The sequence below is a fragment of the Brevibacillus sp. NRRL NRS-603 genome (assembly GCF_003013445.1).
Taxonomy (GTDB): domain Bacteria; phylum Bacillota; class Bacilli; order Brevibacillales; family Brevibacillaceae; genus Brevibacillus; species Brevibacillus formosus.
Map to the genome: position 1 here is coordinate 1 of NZ_PXZN01000014.1, position 24,674 is coordinate 24,674.

The 24,674-nt window shown below is 46.3% G+C and carries 25 protein-coding genes and 2 other annotated features; of the genes, 6 read left to right on the top strand and 19 right to left on the bottom strand.

Annotation, left to right across the window (positions count from 1 at the left end):
- The first annotated feature begins 198 nt into the window (after positions 1-198).
- Entirely contained in the window at positions 199-1,206 is a 1,008-nt protein-coding gene (locus C7R94_RS14250) for a copper amine oxidase N-terminal domain-containing protein (protein WP_233220570.1), read from the top strand.
- A 38-nt stretch (positions 1,207-1,244) separates the two neighbouring features.
- Here the strand turns inward: C7R94_RS14250 and C7R94_RS14255 are convergent, their stop codons facing one another.
- The 10 genes from C7R94_RS14255 to C7R94_RS14305 all read right to left on the bottom strand — a co-directional run bounded on the left by C7R94_RS14255 (position 1,245) and on the right by C7R94_RS14305 (position 11,165).
- Positions 1,245-1,814 (bottom strand): manganese catalase family protein, encoded by a 570-nt coding sequence (locus tag C7R94_RS14255; RefSeq protein ID WP_007725798.1) that lies wholly within the window; start codon positions 1,812-1,814, stop codon positions 1,245-1,247.
- 21 nt (positions 1,815-1,835) lie between these two features.
- Positions 1,836-2,108, bottom strand: a complete 273-nt coding sequence (locus C7R94_RS14260) for a spore coat protein CotJB (RefSeq protein ID WP_047068795.1) — start codon at positions 2,106-2,108, stop codon at positions 1,836-1,838.
- Positions 2,105-2,332, bottom strand: coding sequence for a spore coat associated protein CotJA (locus C7R94_RS14265; RefSeq protein ID WP_106782121.1), 228 nt, complete (start codon positions 2,330-2,332; stop codon positions 2,105-2,107). The genes C7R94_RS14260 and C7R94_RS14265 overlap by 4 nt, the downstream gene beginning before the upstream one ends.
- Before the next feature lie 159 nt (positions 2,333-2,491).
- The gene (locus tag C7R94_RS14270) at positions 2,492-3,364 is read right to left on the bottom strand and encodes a cupredoxin domain-containing protein (RefSeq protein WP_106782477.1); all 873 of its coding nucleotides are present in this window, start codon (positions 3,362-3,364) and stop codon (positions 2,492-2,494) included.
- Positions 3,365-3,593: 229 nt separating this feature from the next.
- Positions 3,594-3,917, bottom strand: a complete 324-nt coding sequence (locus C7R94_RS14275) for a metal-sensitive transcriptional regulator (RefSeq protein ID WP_106782123.1) — start codon at positions 3,915-3,917, stop codon at positions 3,594-3,596.
- Positions 3,918-4,007: 90 nt separating this feature from the next.
- A complete protein-coding gene (locus C7R94_RS14280) occupies positions 4,008-4,625 on the bottom strand; it encodes a nitrite reductase (protein ID WP_233220571.1) in 618 nt (205 codons plus the stop codon).
- 112 nt (positions 4,626-4,737) lie between these two features.
- Complete coding sequence (copZ, locus tag C7R94_RS14285; protein WP_047068791.1) at positions 4,738-4,941, bottom strand: copper chaperone CopZ; 204 nt, start codon at positions 4,939-4,941, stop codon at positions 4,738-4,740.
- Positions 4,942-5,079: 138 nt separating this feature from the next.
- Positions 5,080-7,530, bottom strand: coding sequence for a bifunctional diguanylate cyclase/phosphodiesterase (locus tag C7R94_RS14290; protein WP_106782129.1), 2,451 nt, complete (start codon positions 7,528-7,530; stop codon positions 5,080-5,082).
- Between the two features lie 42 nt (positions 7,531-7,572).
- Positions 7,573-10,020, bottom strand: coding sequence for a bifunctional diguanylate cyclase/phosphodiesterase (locus C7R94_RS14295; RefSeq protein ID WP_106782131.1), 2,448 nt, complete (start codon positions 10,018-10,020; stop codon positions 7,573-7,575).
- A 434-nt stretch (positions 10,021-10,454) separates the two neighbouring features.
- Positions 10,455-11,165, bottom strand: a complete 711-nt coding sequence (locus C7R94_RS14305; RefSeq protein ID WP_106782133.1) for a thermonuclease family protein — start codon at positions 11,163-11,165, stop codon at positions 10,455-10,457.
- Positions 11,166-11,302: 137 nt separating this feature from the next.
- On the opposite strand from C7R94_RS14305, the gene C7R94_RS14310 reads away from it, so the two are divergent.
- Positions 11,303-11,914 carry a hypothetical protein gene (locus C7R94_RS14310; protein ID WP_106782135.1) on the top strand — a complete coding sequence of 204 codons (612 nt, stop codon included), beginning with the start codon at positions 11,303-11,305 and terminating at the stop codon, positions 11,912-11,914.
- Positions 11,915-12,196: 282 nt separating this feature from the next.
- Here the strand turns inward: C7R94_RS14310 and C7R94_RS14315 are convergent, their stop codons facing one another.
- Positions 12,197-13,234, bottom strand: coding sequence for a MerR family transcriptional regulator (locus C7R94_RS14315; protein ID WP_106782138.1), 1,038 nt, complete (start codon positions 13,232-13,234; stop codon positions 12,197-12,199).
- Between the two features lie 114 nt (positions 13,235-13,348).
- Positions 13,349-13,789, bottom strand: a complete 441-nt coding sequence (locus tag C7R94_RS14320) for a CBS domain-containing protein (RefSeq protein WP_047068785.1) — start codon at positions 13,787-13,789, stop codon at positions 13,349-13,351.
- Positions 13,790-13,940: 151 nt separating this feature from the next.
- Between C7R94_RS14320 and C7R94_RS14325 the strand changes: the two genes are divergently transcribed.
- Positions 13,941-14,285, top strand: coding sequence for a YugN family protein (locus C7R94_RS14325; RefSeq protein WP_047068784.1), 345 nt, complete (start codon positions 13,941-13,943; stop codon positions 14,283-14,285).
- A gap of 67 nt (positions 14,286-14,352) precedes the next feature.
- On the top strand, positions 14,353-15,522 hold the full coding sequence (ftsW, locus tag C7R94_RS14330) for a putative lipid II flippase FtsW (protein ID WP_106782140.1): 1,170 nt from the start codon (positions 14,353-14,355) through the stop codon (positions 15,520-15,522).
- Positions 15,523-15,568: 46 nt separating this feature from the next.
- On the opposite strand, the gene C7R94_RS14335 is transcribed toward ftsW, so the two are convergent.
- Positions 15,569-15,910: an Asp23/Gls24 family envelope stress response protein gene (locus C7R94_RS14335; protein WP_106782143.1), complete on the bottom strand. Its 342-nt coding sequence runs from the start codon at positions 15,908-15,910 to the stop codon at positions 15,569-15,571.
- Positions 15,911-15,985: 75 nt separating this feature from the next.
- Positions 15,986-17,614 (bottom strand): thiamine pyrophosphate-binding protein, encoded by a 1,629-nt coding sequence (locus tag C7R94_RS14340; RefSeq protein ID WP_106782145.1) that lies wholly within the window; start codon positions 17,612-17,614, stop codon positions 15,986-15,988.
- A gap of 150 nt (positions 17,615-17,764) precedes the next feature.
- On the opposite strand from C7R94_RS14340, the gene sleB reads away from it, so the two are divergent.
- Positions 17,765-18,532: a spore cortex-lytic enzyme gene (gene sleB / locus C7R94_RS14345; RefSeq protein ID WP_106782147.1), complete on the top strand. Its 768-nt coding sequence runs from the start codon at positions 17,765-17,767 to the stop codon at positions 18,530-18,532.
- A 59-nt stretch (positions 18,533-18,591) separates the two neighbouring features.
- Here the strand turns inward: sleB and C7R94_RS14350 are convergent, their stop codons facing one another.
- A complete protein-coding gene (locus C7R94_RS14350) occupies positions 18,592-18,852 on the bottom strand; it encodes a hypothetical protein (RefSeq protein WP_047068780.1) in 261 nt (86 codons plus the stop codon).
- 103 nt (positions 18,853-18,955) lie between these two features.
- On the opposite strand from C7R94_RS14350, the gene cax reads away from it, so the two are divergent.
- The gene (gene cax, locus C7R94_RS14355) at positions 18,956-19,999 is read left to right on the top strand and encodes a calcium/proton exchanger (RefSeq protein WP_047068779.1); all 1,044 of its coding nucleotides are present in this window, start codon (positions 18,956-18,958) and stop codon (positions 19,997-19,999) included.
- A gap of 57 nt (positions 20,000-20,056) precedes the next feature.
- Here cax and C7R94_RS14360 read toward each other — a convergent pair whose 3' ends face one another.
- The 4 genes from C7R94_RS14360 to C7R94_RS14375 form a co-directional block, all read right to left on the bottom strand.
- Positions 20,057-21,391, bottom strand: coding sequence for a sodium-dependent transporter (locus tag C7R94_RS14360; RefSeq protein ID WP_106782149.1), 1,335 nt, complete (start codon positions 21,389-21,391; stop codon positions 20,057-20,059).
- A gap of 64 nt (positions 21,392-21,455) precedes the next feature.
- Positions 21,456-21,693: a binding site (T-box leader), on the bottom strand.
- Between the two features lie 52 nt (positions 21,694-21,745).
- Positions 21,746-21,986 (bottom strand) — a binding site (T-box leader).
- Between the two features lie 108 nt (positions 21,987-22,094).
- Positions 22,095-22,376, bottom strand: a complete 282-nt coding sequence (locus C7R94_RS14365; RefSeq protein ID WP_007725848.1) for an Fpa/YlaN family protein — start codon at positions 22,374-22,376, stop codon at positions 22,095-22,097.
- A gap of 93 nt (positions 22,377-22,469) precedes the next feature.
- Entirely contained in the window at positions 22,470-23,402 is a 933-nt protein-coding gene (glsA, locus tag C7R94_RS14370) for a glutaminase A (RefSeq protein ID WP_106782152.1), read from the bottom strand.
- A 78-nt stretch (positions 23,403-23,480) separates the two neighbouring features.
- Complete coding sequence (locus C7R94_RS14375) at positions 23,481-24,650, bottom strand: MalY/PatB family protein (RefSeq protein ID WP_106782154.1); 1,170 nt, start codon at positions 24,648-24,650, stop codon at positions 23,481-23,483.
- Between the last annotated feature and the right edge of the window lie 24 nt (positions 24,651-24,674).

A 24,674-nucleotide genomic window follows, 5' to 3' on the forward strand; every position in this document is an offset into this window, starting at 1 on the left:
ACACAACCCTGGTTGTACCTTTACGAGATATTGTAGAAATGCTGGATTACTATGTTGTTTTTGAACATAAAGGGGGTCAGAAAACCATCGTCGTCATTCCGAATGATCTTCTTTATAGATGAGAAGGGAAAAGCCTTCTTTACTGAATGCTTTTCTAACATGATATTTTCAATCTTGGGGTGATTTGAGTTGGTGAAAATGGTGAGACTTTTTACGTGCCTTGCTTTGACCTTTTTTATTTTCTTTGCTTCAGTTCCAGTTTCCTTGGCATCATTGGAGAAGAATCCTTTGCAGTTTGAATTGACTGATTTGACATTCGAAAAAAGGCCAGATGGAAGTCGCAAAGCATCAGGTTTCTATGAACTTATCAACCTTAAAGGAAGCATTGATCTGTTCAGTAAAAAAGGGCAAAAAATCAGTTTAAAACCTACATACTTTAAATCTGCTAAATTGGATCTAAAGCCAACGTATACGTTTACATTAGGGAAAAAAGCAGAACCGAGATCAAACATCAAAACAACAATACTGTATACTGAACTAATAGATGAAACGTACAGCATAGAGGCCCTATTACTAAATCAAGGAGAGGCAACAGCTACTTTCGAGTATACAGGACTCTTATTAAGAGATATAGATGGCGAAGCTCAGTTCCATCCCGAAGCTACCCACTCTTATGAGATTTCGACTTCGAAATTAGAACCGGGAGAATTTGCAAGAGCGACTTTCAAAATACGGATAGATTCTATTAAATCACAAATAAATTACAATTACATTGAAGTTATTGATATACTGTATAATCACAAAGACTCTGCACCATATAAAGAAAACACTTCAATGAGTGTAACAGTAGATAATAAAAAGCTTGTTCAACAAGTATTTGCCGAAAACGATGTCACGTATGTTTCCCTTCGAGAACTAGCAGATATACTTGGAGTTTCTATCCAATGGGACGATTCTACACAAACCGCAACACTTATCCAAGATAACTTTAACACGCTTAAAATTCCAGTAGGCGGCGATCGCTTTGTGCTAAATGGTCAGCCAATCCCTGTCCCTGCAAAAGCGAAGCTGTACAATAATACCATTCTGGTTGTACCGTTACGAGACGTCGCGGAAATGTTGGAATGTCATGTGTTTTTTGCACAAAATCGAGGGAAGAAATCCATCATAGTTGTTCCACCGGCCTTTGAACCGCAGCAGCCATAGAAACAAAAAGAGAGCTCACCAGCTCTCTTTTTTAACCTTCAAAATATTTTCTTCGCATCCCGCTCTTCCTTCAAAATCTCTACAGCCTCGCGGAAACGCATAGAGTGAACGACTTCCCGTTCCCGCAAAAACTTCAAGCTGTCCTGCAAATCAACATCATCGGTCATGTCGATCAGCCATTGATACGTCGCGCGTGCTTTTTCTTCTGCTGCAATATCCTCGTAAAGGTCGGCGATTGGATCGCCTTTGGCAGCGATATAGGCAGCCGTCCACGGTACACCACTGGCATTGTTGTAAAAGAGCGCCCGATCATGATTGGCATAATGGTCACCCAGTCCCGCTTCCTTCAGCTCTTCGACAGTCGCATCTTTGGTCAGCTTATACACCATCGTGGCAATCATCTCGAGGTGAGCGAATTCTTCCGTAGCGATATCTGTCAACAATCCGACCACTTTATTCGGGATCGTATACCGCTGGTTCATATAGCGCAGAGCAGCTGCCAGCTCTCCATCTGCCCCTCCGTATTGCTCAATCAAATACTTCGCCATTCTCACATCGCACTTACTGACACGAACCGGATACTGAAGTTTCTTTTCATAGATCCACATCGGTTTCGTTATCCCTCTCTTCTAAACTTGCCAAGGCCATGGATCATCATTCCACTGCCACGGATAGCCTGAATAGCTGCGGCCAAGATTTTGCAAGGGCCCATATAACTTCTCATACTCGTTTGCCAAAACCCAGCGTTGTTCCGTTAAATCGTTAAATTGCTGGAGCGCATTCTGATCCGTTGGATGGGTATCTAAGAAAAGATTTAGCTCTACCAGCACAAAGTCGATCGCTTGCAGCTGTTCAAGTAATGCGTAATATTGTTCATCGCCAAATCTATTTTCAGCTGTCATGTGCCTCCCCTCCCTAAATGACTCAGTCTTGGATCATAGGGGCTAAAAAGTGCCGGCCATAGCGTGCCTAATTTCAACGCTTCCATCGGGCTGTATTGCGGCAAGTTCTCCGGCTGAAACGTCATGAACAGCTGAGGTGGCACCTGGTATGTCTTTACCCGAATCGGCGGACAAGGATCGTAGGGACCAACGTACGGAAAGTAGTCGCGTGTTTGCGAATGCAATGCCAATATCCTCCTCCAACTTGCAATGTCTGTTCCTTCATGACTACACTATGCTGCCCACCCAGTAGGCGTGATTGCTACCCCAAAAAGAAAAACCGCTCTCCTCCTAATGGAAAGCGGTTTCCACCTTTTCGTAAGGCATTCGCCTCCCCCTTTGCTTCATCCTGTCACTTGCAAGCGCCCAATCATGCCGCTTTCTTTGTGTCCCGGGATCGTACAATAAAATTCATAGGTTCCTTCCTCCAATGCCTTCCACACTGTTTCAACAGACTCTCCCGGTTTGGCGTGCAAATGAATCACACCCTCAGCCATTGCTCCATGACGATGTTCGCTGCTTGCTTCTGAAATCGTAACGATTTTTCCCTCAGACACAACCTCGATATCGTGCTCTACATTGCCATCATTTTGAAAGACGATTTTGATCTCCGTATTTTTTCTCACGGTAAATTGGCTCGGTTTATAGGAAAAGTCGACGGCTGTGAGGTTGATTTCTGTCGCACGATCACCTGCATAAAGAGTCGGGGATGGAAACGGTAATGATTGAAACCAGAAAAAGACGGCAAGCAGCAACACAACAGGAGTAGCTGGATGATGAAAAAAAGAAGACCACTTCGTTTCTATATGATTGAAATCAATCAGCTTGGCTACGAGCAGCATACATACGGTATAGAGCATGACGAAAACAAACAGGAGAGGCTCTACCTTTTCACTGGGAACCATTTCTCCCAGCATGGCGCCCATCATCCCGCCCATGACGCCAGATAAAAGTCCTTCTACAATACTCAGGATCGATAAGGGAACTCCTAGCAGAAAACCAGACAGTCCACCTGCCAGCATTCCCCACATGGTGGATACATAAAGGTCTCCCCTGTAAACATCGCCGAGGATTAACCCTCCGATCAGTCCAATCATCATACTGACAGACATCGTGCCCATCATGCCTTGCATATGATCGATTTCCTGCCTTCGTCGCCATATAAACCATGTGAAGCAAACGTAAGCGAAACCGACGTAGATCAGGACCTGATACACCGCGCTCAAGATACCACCCCCGAGTATATTCCCCACATTGTAAAGTATGTCCTACGACAACTAATTAGGACAAAACGAACTAGAAAAGGACACCCTCGTTGGATTCCTTCATTCTGCACGTTGACCAGATTTTGCACTGCCACACTCGACCGCTTCATGCCGCACACACCTACTTGCAACAGCATAGCTATATTTCGCCATTATAAAAAAGCTTCATTTCTGAAGCTTTTTATTTCATCAGCTTATTCATCGTGGTTAACAGCTCGTCAATGACTGCGTTGTCCCCTTCTTGGATGCGTTCAATCACACAGGATTTCATATGTCCTTCCAAAAGGATACGTCCCACTGAATTTAAGGCAGATTGTACCGCAGCAATTTGATTCAAGACATCATCACAATAAGCATCCTTCTCCACCATGCCTTTAATCCCGCGAATCTGTCCCTCAATCCGATTGAGGCGCGCCTGCAAGTTTTGCTTGGTTTTTTCTGAATGATGACTGTTTCGATCCGATGTATGACAAGACTGTACAATGTTCAATTCCGCACTTGACAACGAGATTCCTCCTCTAATGATCCTAGCAACCATCCGCTTCGATTATCATCCAAATTTTAATACCTAGCAGGTTCCATATTCACTTGTCGATCAGGAAGACAGCCCCAATTCTTTTCGGACATTTTCCAATCCATATCGCTCGACAAACTTGAAAAACTTCTCTCTCTTTTTCCCTTGCGTCTGATACAAGATAATGATGCTTTGAACGATGGAGGATAATTGTTCTACCTTCACCTGCTCGACCAGAAGCTCGGCTGTTTTGGCCTCCATTGTTTTCGATTGGCCTCCGACGTAGATTTCAAAGGTTTCTTTTCGCTTCACGATCCCGATATCTTTTACCAACGGCTCTCCACAGGCATTTGGGCAACCCGTATAACCAACTCTCATCGTAAAAGGAACGGCCATCCCTGCGATCGTTTCATTCAAATTTCTCGCTGCCATAAGCCCTTCAATCTCTGCTCCTTTGCAAAAAGAGCAGACAGACAAATTCTTCACAACAGAGCCTGTTTCGTACACGCATAAGCCTTTTTCACGCAGCGCTTTTTTCGCATCCTCAGCCTTCTCTTCATTCATCTCAACGATAAGCTGCTGAAAGGTCGAAAGTTCAATTTGTGCATCCTCGCCAACGATTTGACCAATCGCCACCATATCTGCTGGAGCAAACACTGAACCGCCGACACGAATTTCTGGACTTACGGCAAACTGCACACGCTTCAAAAGGCATTCCTCCTACAACGCTTAAATTTGTAATATTCGGTCAACCGATAGACATAAGAAAGGCTGCAATTCTTCAATCACAGCCCTTCCTACACCCTTTGCTTTAAACGACATCGTATCCTTGATCTTCAATGGCCTCTTTCACATTGTCCAGCGAAACAACGGATTCATCAAAAGTCACGCTTACCTGATTGTCAGCAAGGCTAACGGTTGCTTTGCTAACCCCGTCTAGCTTTTGAAGAGCACCTTCTATTGAGATGACGCAGTGATTGCAGGACATTCCTTGTACATTCAAAGTGACGTTCATTTTACATCCTCCTTTGTTTTTGGGAAGCTTATGTTGATTACATTCTACGATACCCCTGTAGGGTATGCAATACCTAATTTTATATTTCCTGCTGTAAACATAAAAACTCCCCATCGATAAAAGACAGGGAGTCAATGCTTATGCTTCTGGACTGAGATGCGTCCTTATTGGCATAAAAAACACTTGCTCCACCTCATTCGCGGATAATGGGCGACTGTAATAATACCCTTGAATTTCCTTGCAATGATTTTCGGTCAAAATATCCAACTGATCCTTCGTTTCAATGCCTTCTGCAATCACATCCAATTTCAGATGCTTTGCCATCGAAATGATGGTGGCCACAATGGCTTTATCGTTTTCATTCCGAGACAGGTCTGTTATGAAGGAGCGGTCAATCTTTAGCTTGTGGATCGGGAACTTTTTCAAATAGCTCAATGAGCTGTAACCGGTTCCAAAATCATCCAAGCTGATTCTGGTTCCGATTTTGTTTAACTCATGCAGGATACTGATCGATACGGCCGGATCCATCATCATGCTCTCCGTGATTTCCAGTTCCAAAAAGTGCGGGGCGAGCTTGGTTTCCTCGAGGATATTTTTGATGTACTGGACGAGGTTCCGTTGGTGGAATTGATGGGAGGACAAGTTGACGGAGACAGGTATCAACGGTCCCCCTCCATCATGCCACTGCTTCATTTGCCTGCACGCTTCGCGGAGCACCCATGTACCGATCTCATAGATCAACCCAGTCTCTTCAGCAATAGGGATAAACACTCCAGGTGAGAGCAACCCTTTGGTCGGATGATTCCACCTGACGAGCGCCTCCACTCCGATCATGCGATTACTTTCCGAATGAAATTGAGGTTGATAGTACACCATCAGCTCTTTTCGTTCAATTGCTTTTCTAAGATCACGCTCTATTTCAATATTTTCCAGCAGTTGGACGTCAAAATCGGGCGTATAGAACAGATGACCATTTTTCCCCTGTTTTTTCACCTCGTACATGGCCGTATCCGCTTTTTTGAGCAGCGCGACAGCATCTGTTCCGTGGTCTGGGAATATCGCCGTTCCAATACTCGCTGATATGTAAAATTCACTGTCTTTTAGCGAGAATGGCTGTTTCAACGCTTCAATGATCTTATCCGCTAAACTCGCCGCTTCCCTGCGGTCCGCTCCTGTTTCGCAAAGGACGGTAAATTCATCTCCACCCATCCGGGCAATGGTGGCGTGGTACTCTTCCGCACTCTTTGCAATTCTGTCGCTGACCCCTTGCAAAAAGATATCGCCGTAGGAGTGACCCAAGGAATCATTGATCATTTTGAAACGATCGATATCGATAACCATGACGGCAAAGCTCGATGAAACTTGGCTGCTTTTTTCAATGGATTGATGAAGAACTTGATTAAACTTTCTTCGGTTCGGTAAGTCAGTCAGTTCATCGTGATAAGCTAAATACTTGATTTTTTCTTTTACGCGATTCTCTTCGGTAATATCCTTCACAATGATGTGATTCCCTACCACTTCTCCCTCAATCTCAACCGGGACATTGAGTACACTCAGCTCTACGAGATTTCCGTTCGGATGAAGAAGGGTCGTCTCAAAATTATTGCGAATGGGCTGAAAAGACTGGGCAAAAGAATCTTTGGTGATGTCCCTTTTCTCCTCAACAATATGCTTGCCAATTTTCGATACATGTTGATTGATGAATTCTTCCTCCCGCAGTCCCCCAATCTTCGTAACAGCTGGGTTCATTTGGATAATACATCCACCTGTATCTAAGGAAATAATGCCGTACTCATTATTTTTATAAAGCGAACGATACCAGCTTTCACTTTCTTGAATGACCGTATCTTTTTGCGAGAGTCGTTTGTTAATAAACAAGCCGAACAAGGTAATGCCCAACAGTAAAAAAGTGGCCAAAACAATGACATAAGCCAAGGTCTCCGGCTCAATCTGCGTTCCCATTTCTATTGTCGGCAGTTCCGTTACGTAGAAATGCGCTGCAACCATTCCTGTGTAATGCATACCCGCGATTGCGGCTCCCATAATAAGTGAGCTGCCCAATTTGTATAAATACGCGTATTTCGACTGATCACGGCGAAAGTAAAACAACAGCCAAAGTGCCGCTGCTGAAGCAGTCGCTGCGATGATAATGGATAGAAGGACGATCCACATATCGTATGTAATTTCGATAATCATCGCGGCCATACCAACGTAGTGCATCCCGGATATTCCAGCAGCCATAAGAATTCCAGCGATACCTAGCTGTCTCGCATGTAAGTTGCTTTTCGTGACGGTAAACAAGGCTATGCTTGAGACAAAAATGGCAAGAACGACAGATAGGATGACATACGCCATGTCATACAGAACCTTAACAGGGAGGGTAAGTGCCAGCATTCCGACAAAATGCATGGACCATATTCCAAGCCCCATTGTTGTGGCACCAAAAATCAACCAGAGGAGCTGGTGCTTCCCTTTACTTGTACTCACTCTGGCTGCCAGGTTGAGAGCAGAAAAAGAAGCTGCAACTGCGATTAAATAAGATAGTATCACAAGGAAACTGTCGTACGTCCCATGTATCTGGTGATCCAAGCTCCTTCACCACTTTCCTTTTGTTAATCTCGATGGTTCCACTTAAACCATGCTGCCTGATTCACCATAACGATTTACCTGCAAGTAGGAATCGATTTCTTTCGTGGGCAGCGGTTTACTATAGAAATACCCTTGGACTTCATTACACATTTGTTCCTTTAGAAAATCAACATGTTCTTGTGTTTCAACACCCTCTGCAATAACAGCAATTTTCATGTTGTGTGCCATATCGATGATCGTTTTAATAATCGCTTGATTCTGTGGGTTCAAATTCCGAAGAAAGGATTGGTCGATTTTGAGCCGATCAATCGGAAATTGACTTAGATAGCTCAAAGAACTGTAGCCCGTCCCGAAATCATCGATACTGATGCTTATCCCGAGACCTTTCAAGCGATTCAAAATCCGAATCGTATAGTCTACATTTAGCGCCATGCTTTCTGTGATTTCCAGCTCCAAGTATTGCGGAGCTAACCCCGTTTCTTCAAGGATCGAGGTAATCATCTCAATGAGATTGTTTTGCATAAATTGGCGTAAGGATATATTCACCGCAACAGCCAGCTGTGTAAAGCCTGCTTCTTGCCACACTTTTGTCTGTTGGCAAGCCGTTCGCATTACCCATTCCCCAAGCGGTACGATTAAGCCTGTTTCTTCTGCGATCGGGATAAATTGAATAGGGGGGATGAGGCCAAGATCTGGATGTTCCCAACGAATCAACGCCTCCATGCCAATAATCTGCCCCGTATGCAAATGAATCTTCGGTTGGTAGTGCAGCGTAAATTGTTTCTCATCCAAAGCTCTTCGCAACTCTCTTTCAAGCTGTAGCTTTTTGGCTAAAACCTGATGTAGCTCCTCCGAGAAAAATTGATAATTATTTTTCCCTTGCTCTTTTGCCAAATACATGGCAGCGTCCGCATGCTTCAACAGCGATTCGATATCGTCTCCATCATCCGGATACATGCTGATGCCAATACTTGGTGTGATGAAGATTTCAATATGGTCTAACGTAATCGATTCGGACATGCTCGTGACGATTCGCTGCGCAATTTCACCAACCTCTTTGTGTGTGACACCTGTGAGAAAGATGGCGAACTCATCTCCGCCTAGTCGTGAAACAGAATCTTCTTTTCGCAAACAACCGATGAGACGATTTGCTACTGCTTGTAAAAGGACATCCCCTATGGAGTGACCCAGCGTATCATTTATATTTTTAAATCGATCCAAATCGATAAACATGACGCCGATTTTTTCATCCTTATGTTTTGCTTTGAGCATCGCCTCTGCCAATTTTTCATGAAAAAGCGTTCGATTCGGTAGGTTGGTTAAGGAATCGTAATGGGCCATGTAGCGAATCGTTTCTTCCGCCTTTTTTCTCTCGGTGATGTCAATCATGGAGCCTACCATTTCCACGATCTCTCCATTTTCCTCAATAGGTGACAACGTTATGTAATAGTCATTACCGGATAGTTTCAGTTCGAAGGTAACAGGCTCACCAGCAAATGCTCTGCGAAAATAGCTTTCCATTTGCTCCGCTACCTCATAAGGAAAAATTTCATACGACGTTTTTCTCAGCATTCTTTCAGACGTTAGCCCAAGCTCTTCCGCAATTTTCCCTTCACACAAGGTATAAGTGATGTTCCCTTTCGGATCTGTCACGATCTTAAACACGCAGTTTTGCAAGTTTTGGACCGTCCTGCGAAAATCGTTCTGCAAGGCTTCTGCCAAAGCTGCCTCTGCTTCAATCCGGTCGGTAATGTCCGTACGGATCGAAACATATTGATACGGAACTCCCCGGTCGTCTAGAAATGGCACGATGGTCGTATTCATCCAGTATTCATTGCCGTTTTTGGCGCGATTCTTCACTTCGCCCTTCCAGACACGTCCTTGCTTGATCGTTTCCCACATCAATTTAAAAAACGACTTAGAATGATAGCGAGAGTTAATGACCCGATGGGTATTTCCAACTAATTCATCCACTTCATATTTGGAGATTTCACAAAACTTGTCATTTACATAGGTAATGACGCCTTTGTCGTCTGTAATCGCTACAATCGAAGATTCATCCAGTGCATTTTTGATATCGTGCAAGTCCTTCATCGTCTTTGAAAGTGACTCTTCCATCTGCTTTCGTTTCGTGATGTCCGTCCCGATTGCCACGTACTGATAGAGGAATCCACTGTCGTTCATGAACGGAACCAACGTCATGCTAAGCCAATATTCTGTACCGTCCTTTGCCCGATTTTTCATCTCGCCTTTCCATACTTTTCCTCGGCTAATGGTCTCCCATAACGATTTAAAATAGTTTCGCGGATGGAACCCGGAATCCACGATGTTATGGTTCTTTCCGATTAATTCCTCTCTACTAAACTTGGATATTTGACAGAAGTTGTGATTGACGTAGGTGATGATTCCTTTTTCATCTGTTATCGAAATAACAGATGACTCTTCCAATGCAGACAATGCATACTTTACATCTCTGATTTGATTAAACACATGGCACCCCCGCCTGTTCTCGCATTACAATTGAAACTTACCGATGGAATGCTGCAGCTCTTCTGCCATTTCGGCGAGTGTACGGGAAGCGGTTGCAATCTGTTCCATAGAAAGCTGTTTGTTCTTGTACAGAAGCAACTACGCTTTGCGTGTTTTTCGCTGCCAGGCTTGAAACATGCGCAATTCCCTCTATAAATAGTTGTTTCCTCCATCGTAATTCTACGATTTTTTACTTCTTTTTGTGAAATATGATGGTAATTTTTTAATCCCTTCCTCTTATGTAACGGCATTTTCCATAGGTCTTTTGACCTTTTTTATCATATAACATCGTTCTGTAACATTTCTGAAATTCTTTTCGACAAGGAAAAAGCCCCGACTGCCGGGGCAGACGAGGCTTACATATCCATTTATGCGGCTCATGTTTCTTTCATGTCTTATCGTTTTGGCGCTCGAAAACCTGCCTGTTGCGCTTCTTCCTCCGTCGCAAACCACATCTCCGGGGTTGTCTGCTCATAGCTAGCAGAGCCAGGAATGTGGTAGATTTTCTCGCCTTTGCTGTTGATATTGCCCTTGATGGTCTTTCCTTCTGGCGGTGCAGTGTCTGCTGCAGTATTGTTATTGGACTGTTTTTGGGGCTTGGCTTTTTCCTTAGGAGCCTCTCCCTGCTGCCCTTCTAATGCCCACAATCCGCGATTCTGCTCCCTGGCCTCCCGCTCCGCTGCCAGGAACAGCTCTGCTTGGGCTACATTCGGTGGGATCGTCATGATCCGGGCGTAGCCGTCACGAACGAGCTTTTCATTGACAAAGGTGCCATCTTCCAAATATACGTATGCAAGCAAACGCTTGTATTTGTCATAGGGCTCGACATCGAACTTCAGCTTAACCTTTTTGCCCGTTAAAAGCTCTTTGGAGTAATTGCTCGCTTCTTTCCCATACGGTTCGACTGGATGGTTCGGTTTCACTGTCTCCGGGGTATCTACGCCAATCATACGGACTTTTTCCCCGCTGTCCAGCTCGAATGTATCGCCATCGACCACTCGTTTGATCACAGCATCCATCTCGCCGTTAGCTTCCGGCTGGCCGGACGATCCACATGCCGATAGCAAAAGAGCCAATGCGAGCAGATATATGGTTACTCGTTTCATAGACTTCCTTCTCCTCTTCTATGTTGCATTGTTTTCCAGCGTAGTGGATTTGCCAACATAGGTCAATAGGAGAGAAAAAGTACAAACGTTCCTGATTTTTGGTAAAATAATGAAAATGGGAAAGGGAGCGATTTTTGATGGGTTGGACTGAATTTCAATTTGTACCAAACCAGTACAACGACGAATGCAAAAAAATCGACGAGCGTATTCTTCAGCTCCTTCATGAGCGAAAAGTGCTTGCAAACAGGAAAAGATTAACCCCACCGCAGGAAATCAGACAGGAATGGGCTAAGAAATACAGTATGGATGAAGCTGAGCTTGGCTGGTTTCTGCATACATTAAATTCTGAAACAAGACCTGTATTCCCTGATGAGTACGGCGAATTGATCGGTGTGCTGCCTATTATGAAAACAACTGTGCTTGATGGTTTTACCTACATATTGACACATGCCATGCAACACAAGAATTTGAGTATCGTTCATGTCGAGATAAAATCGGGAATGACCGATGATGAAAACATTGGTAGGATACGCCCACATCTCATGCTAGAAATCGCGAGCTCACAGGAGCACCATGTGCGCAAAAGCGGAGCACGCGGCTCTGACCGAGAAATCTCCCTGCAGTTTATGGTCAGCCCTGCCCTCCCCGATCAACTCGATAGTGTTCGCTTCTCCTTAACCCCCTACGCAGCACCCCGGGAACTGCCACCTCTCGAGTATGTGTTGGATAAAGCAGTCCATTTTGGATAACGAAAAAAACGACCTTCACGCAAGGTCGTTTTGTCTATACGTCCAGACTTTAGTCACGATCGGCACTAAACAAGAACAACAGGACGACCACGACAATAATAATCCATATAAACTCCTCGTTTTCGCGATCAAAAAAACCGTCGAACAGACCCATGGCGGAGTCCTCCTTTCCTTCTCGCTACAGCCTATGCAAAAGGATAGACGTGTGCCAGTAGTTGGAAGAGCCCAAAAGTGAAATGCGTGTTCAAAAGACGACTTTTTTGAAAAACCCCCAGGAAGGTGCTACTTACAAGTAGACAAGATCAAATGCGTAAAGGTTCCTAGCTGTCTTGCTTCATTTGTAAAACCAAGATTGGCAAGCTCCTGTAGCAATCGAGAGCGATCCGCATAACAGCGATCCTGAATATCTGCTATCACTCGCGTATGACCTTCCTTCTCTAGGGCATCAAGATGAGCTTGTCTATGCGTCTGATCCACAAACATCAAATCGGCAATGACCAACCGTCCCCCTGGTTTGATCACACGACGACATTCCGCCAAGGCAAGCTGCTTTTGATCATCCGTCAAATGGTGCAAGGCGTAACTTGTAGCGACAAAGTCAAACCGATTTTCCAAAAACGGAAAGGCGAAAAAGGTTCCCAGCTTCGTCTCGACCTCTGGGTGTTTCGCTCTGCATTGCTTCAGCATTTGCGGTGATTGGTCGAACCCGCTCATCCTGGCTCCTTTTTTCACGAGACGCCCTGCGAGGTTTCCCGTTCCCGTTCCGGCATCCAGACCGCACTCTCCTGGTTTGACTGCAACAGTCGCGACGACCTCATCCAGTACGTTTTCGTACGATTCATGACCATTCCCGCCATGTACCCATTCATCGTAGCGGTCCGCCCATTCATTAAAATTCCATCGATCTACCCAGTTATCCCGAGTCTGCTTCAATCGCTTGTTTGCCTCTGCCAATGTAAACAGCTCTGCTGGGTCAATCGATTCTCTCCCCTTTATCCGCTCAATCATCGCTTCTGTCGTTTGGATGACCTTGCTCATTTCTACCCACCTTGTATACATAAACGATCGCTGCAGCTCTAAATAATGGAGAAGAGTGCCTTCCTGATCTTTCATTTGAATCAGAAGTTCCCGAATGTCTTCTACCGCCATCCCGACCTCGCGCAAGGTAATGATGGTTTGCAGTCGCCAGACATCTTCCTCTGTGAACTGGCGATACCCGGACGCATCTGCTTTCAATGGCTTGATCAGCCCTTTTTCTTCATAATATCGAATCGCACGCGGGGTGATTTGCAAGCGATGGGCCATGTCTTTGATTTGCATGGAACTCTCTCCCTGTATCATTCTTTCCTTATCATAAACCTTGACGCAGCGTGAATGTACAGACAGAAAGAAAAAAAGCTGCCGGATTCCTCCCGACAGCTCATTTCTCTTTTATTAATGTGGCGCCGGCTCAGAAATTTGTTGGAGAGCGTCACTTGCCTCATCGTGGTGAACTTGACGAACAGCCATATCTCCCAATGCCACAATTCCGACCAGCTTGCCATTATCGACAACGGGCAGGCGACGAATTTGATGCTGAGCCATAACCCTCGCAGCTTCATCAACCGTCATTCCCGGCTGACCGAGAATAATGTCCCGGGTCATGACAACCTCGGTTGCAGTCGATCCTTCATGCTTTTCAGCCAAACCGCGAATCACAATATCACGATCCGTAATCACGCCGATTACATCATTTTTTTCATCCACAACCGGAATGACCCCAACATTCCAATCGCGCATTTTGCAAGCCACTTCATACACATTATCCTTAAGCGTCACAGTAGCGACATCTTTTGTCATAATTTCACGCAGGGTGCGATTTTCCAGTTTCGCCATTTCATTCTCCTCCTTTTGCTAATCAACGATTGTAGTTTGTCCGCTCGCCTATCGTTTCATTCGCAAGAAAGAGTATGATATATTGCGCTTCTTTCAAAAACAGACTATGATTAATAAATGAATATCTCACCCATTTTTAGGAGGAAAAAGAATGGTCATTAAGGACACGGGTATTGGCACGAAAGAAGTCTTTTTCGCCGATCTGGAGCATTATATGAGCGAACTCGGCTTTGATCGCGGCGCTTGGGATTATAAGCATGCTACATACGATTATAAAATCCAAGATAAAGGTAACGTTTTCTACCTGCGCATCGAAGCGAACGTGACGGAAGGCAAATTGGAGGATACGCACGCAGTCCTGAAGCTCGAAGATCCTTATATGGGCAAACATCTTTTCCCACACGGTCTGGATTACGATTACCCAATGCCAGACTCCGTTGTAAAAACAGCGAAGTTGAAGCTGCAAATGCTGGGCGAAAAGCTGTCCTCACACTAAAAAATGAAATGGCACGGTGTACAGAGAGGAGTCCCCTCTCTGTTTCACGTAGAGGGGGGTTCTTTTTATGAAGACGAGGGGCGTACCTGACTTCTTGCTCCTGTTTTTGACCGCCCTACTTGTTGGGTTTGGCATAACCATGGTGCTCAGCTCCAGCTCCATTTTCGCGTTGACCAGCTTTACAAGCGGCGGCTGTGATTATTGCGGCGGAGATGAGCTTTATTTCGTGAAGCGTCAATCGGTTTTCTTGCTGCTCGGTGGCGTTGGAATGCTGGTGGCGATGAACATTCCCTTCTCCTTTTATAAGAGAAACTTCTTATTGATTGCGCTTGTCAGCTTCTTTTCTTTGCTCCTGGTTCTTGTTCCAGGCATTGGTAAGGAAGTGAACGGAGCTCGATCGTGGTTTGAAATCGGTTCTGCAACCTTACAGCCTGCGGAGTTTGCCAAGCTTGGACTTATTCTGTACTTGGCAGCGATCATCTCCAAAAAAGGGAACGGGATACAAAAGCTGAAATCTGGTTTGATGCCCCCACTGATGGTAACGGGGATGTTTTTTATGCTGATTGTAGTCCAACCCGACCTCGGTTCTGCTGCCATCTTGCTCGGGTGCGCTTTGATTGTCATGATCTGCGGTGGGGCCAAAATTCGTCAACTGGTCGGTCTCGGTGCCCCAGCTGTAACTGTTGCGCTATTGGTATACATCTCAGCAAAACCCCATGCCTTGAACCGGATTTCTTCCTACCTCGATCCATGGAGTGATATGGATGGCACTGGCTACAACATTATCCAATCCTGGATTGCGATTGCACATGGCGGCCTGACTGGGACAGGCTTTGGAAAAAGCATTCAAAAGTATTTGTATTTACCCGAGAGGCATACCGATTTTATTTTCTCGATCATGACAGAAGAGCTTGGCTTTATCGGTGCCTCTGTGTTCCTCTTGATTTTCTTGCTTTTCCTGCTGCGCGGCATCCATATTTGTCTGCGCGTAAAAGACACCTTTGCCAGTCTGGCAGGAATCGGTGTTGTCAGCATGTTCGCCATTCAGGCGATCTTAAACATTGGCGGCGTAACGGGTTTGATTCCATTGACAGGTGTACCATTGCCGTTTATCAGTTATGGTGGTTCCTCCTTACTCGTATGTCTGCTCGCCACTGGCTTTTTGCTCAGTATATCGCGGGAAGTCAGTCGCCAGAAGGTAGAAGAGCAATTACAAAAACAGCCTTATACCATGTAAAAAACAAATATAAGGGATACCGGATGCGTCCAGTATCCCTTTTCTCTTACTCATTTCGAAGGAATTCGATTGTTTCCACCCGTACATTCACGGCTTCCACATAAAGACCTGTTAATGTTTCCACCGCTTCTTTTACTTTTTCCTGTAGGATGTGACAGACGTGATGAATCTGCGCCCCGTAACGAACGGATACACGCATGTCAATGGTGACTCTGTCGCCTATTACGGATACGGTAATGCCTTTCGCGCCGCCATTCAGCTTTTTCGCCAAATCTTGATAAATTCCGCCTGAACGGACTGTGACTTCCAACACCTCTTCTACAGCAACGCCAGCAATGATCGCGATCACCTGATCTGCTACTCTGATTTCGCCAAGACTGTCAGCCATCAGGACGCCCTCCTCTTCGCCCGTTTCGTTCTTCCCCCACTGGTTTCATTTGCCTTTTCTTTCATTATAAACAAATCATGCTTGGGCTTGGAAGGAAATTTGTTTTTTTCTCTCCGTTAGTGTCGGAGATGTGCAATGTATGTCAACGAGTGTCAACTGATCCGCAGCAAGTGCCTCCCGCAATACCGGCTCCAAAGCTTGCACCTCTTTGACGACCTTGCCATTGACTCCACAAGCATTCGCCAATTGTTGAAAATCTGGATTCCGCAATTTCACGCCAAAAGGAATCAAGCCCGCCTGACTCATTTTGACTTCTTCCAATCCTAGGGTCCCATTGTTCACCACGAGAATCACAATCGGAAGTTGGAGCTGGGCCGCTGTCATAAGCTCTGCCAGATTCATTTGCAATCCCCCATCCCCAGCGACGCAGACAACCTGCTTTTCAGGATAGGTTAGCTTTGCAGCCACAGCCGCAGGCAACCCGAATCCCATTGTTCGCCACTTTCCCGAAAAGAGTGGGATCTGTCTTTTCCCACGGAACGCACGATTAAACCAGATTGTATGCTCACCGGTATCTAGGACGATAATCGCATCTTCATGGACCACTCCCCCGAGCGTATGCATCAAGGTTTGTGGCTTTACTCGTTCACTCGCTTGTTGAATGACTGCTTGTTCTGTCTCCTCACCAAACTCTCCATGCCAACGCTTGATCTGTTCCTGCCACGCACCGTCCTGTCTGCGCGACTGCAAACGTCTCATCCAGATCGGCAGGACATCGTCCAATTCAGCTGTAACAGAATGGAGGTAGGGATGTGCATGTATCGATCCAGGCTGATGATCTACTTGAATGACGGACAGCTTCTTTGGCAAAAAAGCGCGAGGGAACCAGCTCGCTCCCAAAATCAGCAACAAATCAGCTTCCGCTAAGGCATGTAAAGCTGTTTCGCTGCCCCCCTCTCCCCATCCGCCGATCACAAGCGGATGAGATTCATCTACCGTCCCTTTTGCTCCGAGCGACAGCAACACGCCTGCCCCTAGCTGTTCCGCTAGCTTTAAACATGAATCCGCCGACTTGCGGGCACCGATTCCAAGTAGAACGAGAGGCTTTTTCGCCTTCGCAACCTGCTCGGAAGCGAGCTCGATCTCCATGCGATCAGGATAAATGGCTTGTGGAATGCGTGGAAGTGCTGTAAGGACAGCTTCTGAAGTCGTTTGGGTGAAGACATCCTTGCAAATGGCAAGATGTGTTACTCCTTTTTGCTGCATAGCCGTGACAAATGCTTTGTGCAGAACACTTTGGATTGCATCTGGATGCGCAATCGTCGTCGAATAAAAACTGATGGGACGTATCATGTCTTCTTGTGAGAGAAACTGCTTATACGCACCGCCCAGCTTGTATGTCTCCACTTGACCTGTAATCGCAATGACAGGTGCTCGATCCGTATGGGCATCTGCAAGTCCATTCAGCAGATTAACGAAACCTGGCCCCATCGTCGCGGTACAAACAGCCGGAATTCCTGTTAGTTTTGCTTCCGCACTTGCCATCATTGCCGCAGCAGATTCATGTTTGCAAGCAATGTATTGAATGTCGGGTTGCTTCGCGATCTGATCGAGCCAGTCAAAGATGCCGTCACCCGCCACCCCGTATATTCGTTTTACTCCCCATCTGATCAACTGTTCCGTCAAATATTGCGCGACCAGCATCAAAATCTTCCCCTTTCAGGACAAAGTACAAATACATGTACTCGTAGTCTACGCATTCTCCAATATTTTACTAAGGCCAAAATGACGGGAGTTGGAGAACCTAACAATAACCAACTGATATAAAAAACCATACCCGAAGGAGGGTAAGAAATGAAACAGCCTGTCAAATGGCTGCTAGCTGTAGTAGTATTCGCACTTCTGGTTACGTCTGCGATTATGCTATCTCCCTTGCGCTCGGATGCTTTCAGTAAGCAGATTGTCAAAGTAGGGGCAGAAGGCTCAGACGTGCGTGAGATGCAGTATCGCTTGAAGCACCTTGGATTTTATACAGGAAAAGTAGACGGCGTATTCGGATGGCGTTCTTATTGGGCGTTGCGTAACTTTCAATATGAGTTTGGCTTAACCGTAGACGGTGTCCTTGGGGGGCAGACAAAGGTAAAGCTGTACAACGCAACGAAAAATTACAAGCCCACCGCTTCTGATCTCGGGGTGCCACAAACCGCTACACCTGCACCATCGAAGCCTTCTACGCCTTCTAAACCTACGTATCACGCTGCCGGAGTATCGGAGAACGACCTGCGCTTGATGGCGAATGCCGTCTACGGTGAGTCGCGCGGAGAGCCGTACATTGGCCAAGTGGCAGTGGCGGCTGTTATTCTAAACCGGACGAAAAACGCGGCCTTTCCCAATACACCAGCGGGCGTTATTTTCGAACCTCGTGCTTTTACGGCTGTGGCGGATGGACAGATTTGGCTGACACCGAACGAGCAGGCAAAAAAAGCAGTGAATGACGCACTCAAAGGTTGGGACCCAACTGACGGAGCCATTTATTATTTCAACCCGGATACTGCTACATCAGGTTGGATTTGGAGCCGCCCTCAAATCAAAAAGATCGGCAGACATATTTTTTGCCGCTAGCATTCCATAAAAAACAGGCACGACAGTGGTAAACTGCGTGCCTGCTTTCCTTTTCGTTTTCATTTTGAACGCTGTGATTGCATATGCTGAGCCATCTTGACGAATCGTTCTTCCGGTTCTGTGGTCCCGCAAACTCCACATTGTATCATGTAGTTCTCACCTTTGTACGGCTGGTGAAACATATCGAGCTGGTCTTGATGGAGTTCTGCTACGACTTCGCCTGACTGTGGGTCCAGTCTTATATAGCGAGGGGTCTGTTCAATAACAGTGAACCTCATCCGATTTGATTTACATGTCGGGCACAACAAAGGCTGGGTCATAAAAAAACACCTCCCTTTTCTAGTTCATGGTTAGTTTTGTCCAGAACAGGAACTCTATACCTATAAGGTTTTAGGGATGAGTAAAAACTGCTGAGGTGATGAAATGAACTTGAAACTCTTTTTCTCATTAGTTGGCGGGAGCATGCTGTTAGCCCTTTACGCCCACTATTTTTCTGGAAATGAAATGCTCCAATTCGCCACTGCTTCACTTGCCATCATTTTTTTGGCGGCTTGGCTCGGAAAATCGACAGAGAGCGTCGCCCATTATGCTGGGGACCGAATCGGCGGCTTTCTTAACGCTACCTTCGGAAATGCCGCAGAACTCATTATTGCTTTTTTTCTGGTGAAAGAAGGCTTGTTCGATATGGTCAAAGCCTCTATTACGGGAGCGATCATCGGAAATATGCTGTTGGTTCTCGGCTTGAGTACGTTACTGGGCGGTCTTAAGTACAAGGAACAAACCTTCAATAGCAGACTGGCAAGTCACAATGCTTCCCTGATGACACTCGCAATCGTCGCTTTGTTCATACCGGCAGTCTTCATGTTCGATCTGCCTGCGATCAAGGTGGAGATCATCAGCATCGTCATCGCCAGCCTGCTCATCATTGCCTACATTTTGTGGCTCATCTTTTCAATGATTACCCACAGCGATTTTTTATCGGATATCGAGCCGCAAGAAAGTGATGCGGTATGGTCAAAGGGCGTCTCTCTCTTGATGCTTGCTGTCTCCACTTTTTTCGTGGCCGTTGTCTCGGAATGGCTGGTAGAGGGAGTGCATCATGTCTCCGAATCGTTAGGGTGGTCAGAGTTATTCGTAGGTGCTTTTGTCATTGCGATCATCGGGAATGCGGCGGAGCACAGCGCTGCCTTGCTTTTGGCACTAAAAGGACGCATCGGTGCTGCAGTCGAGATCGCGATCGGCTCCAGCTTGCAGATCGCGTTGTTCGTAGCCCCTACTCTCGTCATTCTCAGTCTCTTGCTAGGCAATCCGATGGACATCGTGTTCACTTCCTTTGAATTGGCTGCGATCGGAGTTGCTACCTTTATTACGATTTCCATCACAAGGGATGGCGCTACGAACTGGTTTGAAGGCGTACTTCTGTTGACAGTGTATATTATTTTGGGTACGGTCTTTTTCTTCGCGTAGGGAGCAGGAACAAAACAAAGGCTCCGCCATCCTAGCGTGGCGAAGCCTTTCGTTGTTTTACCAGATACCCAGCATTTGCAGGAACACTGCGAGAATCGCGATAGGTGCTACATATTTAATCAGGAGAAGCCAAATGATAAACAGGCGTTTGCCCAGTGGAGTATGCGCCCCCAGCTCGTTGATCAAGGTCTCGCGTTTCATTTTCAAAGGAACGAAGATCGCAATGAGCAGAGCTCCCAGCGGCATCAAGATATTGCTGACCAAAAAGTCCATCGCGTCAAAGATAGCCTTACCGAACAGCGTAACCTCGCTCCATACACCGAATGACAAAGCTGACGGGACACCGACGATAAAAATCAACAGACCTACTACCCATGCGAGGCGCTTGCGCTTGGCTTCGTCCCCCTTTGCAAGGGAAGCAACAATAATTTCCAGCATCGAAAAAGCCGAAGTCAGTGTAGCGAAAAGGAAAAGAGCCAAAAAGATTAACAGAAAAATGCTGCCGAAGGCAATTTTTTCAAACACAGAAGGCAGTACGATAAACAGCAATCCTGGCCCTGCTGTTGGCTCTACACCGAGGGAGAAAACGGCAGGGAAAATCGCCAAACCGGCAAACAGTGATACGAGCAGATTCAAACTGACAATCGAACCAGCAGAACGAACCAGACTTTCGTTTTTGGCAAGGTACGAGCTGTACGTGACCATGACGGACACCCCGACGCTCAGCGCGAAAAAGGATTGACCCAACGCGTACAGGATCGATTCCGCACTCAGCTTGGAAAAATCAGGACGCAGAAAGAAGGAAACCCCCTCCATCGCCCCATCCAACGTCAAGGAACGAACCATCAATACCATGAATAAAAGGAACAAGCCAGGCATCATGTACTTGTTAGCGGACTCAATTCCACTCGATACGCCTCTCGCTACTACCCATGCAGTAATGAGCATGAAAACCAACTGGGCAACTACTGCACCAATAGGATCACCGATAACGTCACCGAACACTTTATCATACGCTGGCCCTTGCAATTGACCAGTAAACCCGCGAAGAAGATAACTAAGAATCCATCCTCCCACTACACTGTAAAAGGACAAGAGCAAGAAGCAAGTGACCACCCCAAGGCGACCGATCCAATGCCAGAGTGACCCTGGCGCAACTGTTTTATATGCACTGATCGCCTCTTTTTGAGTACTGCGGCCGATTGTGAATTCTCCTAACAACAGCGGAAGACCAATTGCTAGCGTAAAGATGATGAATAGGAGAAAGAATGCTCCACCACCGCTCGTTCCGACCATATATGGAAATTTCCAAATGGCCCCCAGTCCGATCGCCGAGCCTGCTGCTGCCAAGATGAAGCCGAGCCTGCTCGTCCATTGTTCGGCTTGTTTCATAGTTTTTCACCCTCCAAATATTTTCTTTTACTGCTCAAAAATGGATACAAAAAAACCCGCCCCAAAAAGGGACGAGTTCGTTATTTCTCGCGGTACCACCCTACTTAGACATCCCCTATAGGCGATGCCTCGCTTCGTCATTGATAACGGGTATGACCCGGACTCTCCTACTGGCGGCGCCTGCGTTCAGAGGTCAGCTCAAGAGTGAATTCAACGGGGCTTACATCAGGCTGCTCTCAGTCTATGGCAGCCTTCCCTGTTATGCAGCAGGTCCGTTTACTAGTCTCTTTCCTTGCTTTGTTTCTATGATTCGGTTTGTTGGGCTTCTTGCGCTAAATAAAAAAACCCGTCCAAAAAAGGGACGAGTTATTCGCGGTACCACCCTGATTAAGTGCACGGGATACAGATTCCCTACGCACTTCTCTCCATCATTGATAACGGGAATGACCCGATTCCTCCTACTAGGCAAGAAGCCATTAAGAGGGCTGCTCAGGAGGGAATTCTACGGGGCGCGCTTCAAAGCTGCTTTCAGTCTAAGGCAGCTTCTCCCTGAAAAGCGGTGATTCCGCATACTAGTCTCCGTCATTGCATTTCGAAATTAATAAAAAATTATAGAATTTAATTTAATATAAATAGGTGAAATAGGCAAGTGTTTTTTCTTTCAACAAAATGAAAAGCGAGGATAATCTCCGCTCTCCTCGCCTTACTTTTGATTAAACAGTTCATGAAGATGGGCCAATTTACGTTCCAATGAACCCATAATTTCTCGACCAATGTCTTCGCTAATCAGTCCTAAGCGGACCGCGTACTCTACTTCACGAGAAAGCCCGAACATTTGGGTATCCAGCACTTCTTCATACAGTGGGCACTGCGGCATGGTCAGGTTTTCCATCTGTACGTCGATCAGCTTGTAAATTTTGTCGGCGTCTGCTTGAAGCAACGCTAGCGCTTTTTGTTCCAGATCGGGAACCTTAATTTCTGTCAAAACCTATCCCTCCGTTTGCCTCCATCCTTATCATACATAGTACGCGATTCTGGGCCATTTGAAAAGGGGAGAAGACAGATCAACTGCAAGAAGCTAAAAGATACCAAGCTTCCACTCTTTTGATAGCAGCTCCAACAGCTTGACACCGGCTACCGAATTTCCTTTCTCATCCAACGACGGACCGAACACACCAATCCCCATACGCTGTGGCACTGTTGCCATAATACCGCCGGCAACCCCACTTTTCGCAGGGATTCCTACGTCAATCGCAAACTCACCAGAGGCATTGTACATTCCACAAGTCACCATAAAGGTCTTGCAGATTCGCGCTACCTCCTCCGGAATCACTCGCTCACCCGTATTCACGAGAATTCCGTCTGCGGCAAGCACCATCCCTAATGTAGCTACGTCCTTCGCTGTCACTTCTATCGAGCAATGGCGAAAATACAGATCAAGCGTCTCTTCTACATCCGTTTCCAGAATGCCGCTGTCCTTTAGAAACCAAGCGAGGGCACGATTGCGATCAGCCGTTTTCTTTTCTGAACAATAAACTGCTAGATTGATAGAAAGAAGAGGATTCCCTGTCATTTTCCGCATCAAAGCCAGCACAGCATCTAGCCGCTCGTCCACATTGGCACCACGAATCATACCAGCAACCGCGATGGCTCCTGCATTAATCATCGGGTTCAACGGTTTATGGGATTCGGTCGTCTCCAGCTTAATAATCGAATTAAACGGGTCTCCCGTTGGTTCTTTCCCCACATGCCGAAACACGTAATCCTTCCCGTTCTGGCATAAGGCCACGATCAGAGAAAAAATCTTGGAGATGCTTTGCATTGAGAAAGGCACATCTGCATCCCCGGCAGAAAGGATCGTCCCATCTGGCAAGCATACAGCCACTCCCAATTGATGCGGTTCGACTTTTGCCAATTCAGGGATGTAAGAGGCTACACTCCCCTTGTGTGTATACTCAAGTGATTGGTTGCGTACTTGCTCCAATTGTTTGGACGCTTGTGTCAAATCCATTGAAAAACCCCTCAGTCTATTACGTCGATGTATACAGATTCGATTGTAGATTTCTGCATGACCCATGTCAAATTTCCCCTACTTCTGAACAGCGTGCTCCAATCGTTCCATCGCTTCGACTAGAATCGATCTTGGGCAAGCAAAATTGATTCGCATAAAGCCTGCACCATCCCGCCCAAACGTCGTGCCATCGTGCAAACCGAGCTTTGCCTCCTCACGAATGAGCTTGTTCAACTCCACCTGACTGTATCCTAACTGTCTAAAATCCATCCAACCCAAGTATGTTGCTTCCGGAATTGCCATGGAAACCCCAGGAATACGAGTCGATAAAAACTCATGCACATAGGCAGCATTCCTACGTAAATAGATCAACAGTTCTTCCAGCCAGGCTTCTCCATATTGGTAGGCAGCGATCGTTGCTTCCATCCCAAACAAATTCAAATTTTCATAGCCCATTTTGGATGCAGTGACCTGGAAGCTCCGCAACAACTGCTGATTTTCTGTCATCAGATAGGAAGTGTACAGACCAGCCAAATTAAACGTTTTAGCGGCTGAAAGGAAGGTCACACTCTGGTTTGCCAACTCCGGTGCCAGTGAATAGTAAGGCGTATGAACATTTGGCTCATAGACCAAATCCGAATGAATCTCGTCAGCAACCACAAGCACGCCATTTTCTACACACAATCTTCCCAAGCGCTCCAGCTCTACTCTGGTCCATACACGCCCAATCGGATTATGCGGTGTGCAAAGCAGCATGAGCTTCACCCGCGGGTCGCTCAGCTTTTGTGCGAGATCATCCCAATTCATTTCATACCGGCCGTCACGCTCCAAGAGTGGGCTGGTAACCACATAACGCCCGCGATTTTCAACTGCATGATAAAAAGGATGGTACACAGGCGTCTGGATCAAGACTCCATCCCCCGGGGCTGTATAAGCCTCTACTGCTACATGAATGCCGGGAACCACCCCAGGTATCCCTGTCATCCAGCTCACTTCTACATCTACATCAAATCGCTTGTGTATCCACTCTTTCAAGCTCTGATAAAGGGCATTTGACTTCAACGTGTATCCGTATATCGGGTGACTCGCCCGTTCGATCAGTGCCTCCGTGATTTCAGGAGCGCAAGCAAAATCCATATCCGCCACCCACAGCGGAAGCATCCCTTCTCCGTTCACTTTTGGATTCTGAATATCCCATTTGACACTGTCTGTCCCTCTGCGTTCAATTCGCTGATCAAAATCGTACACGTTCTTTCCCTCCCTTATTCCCTT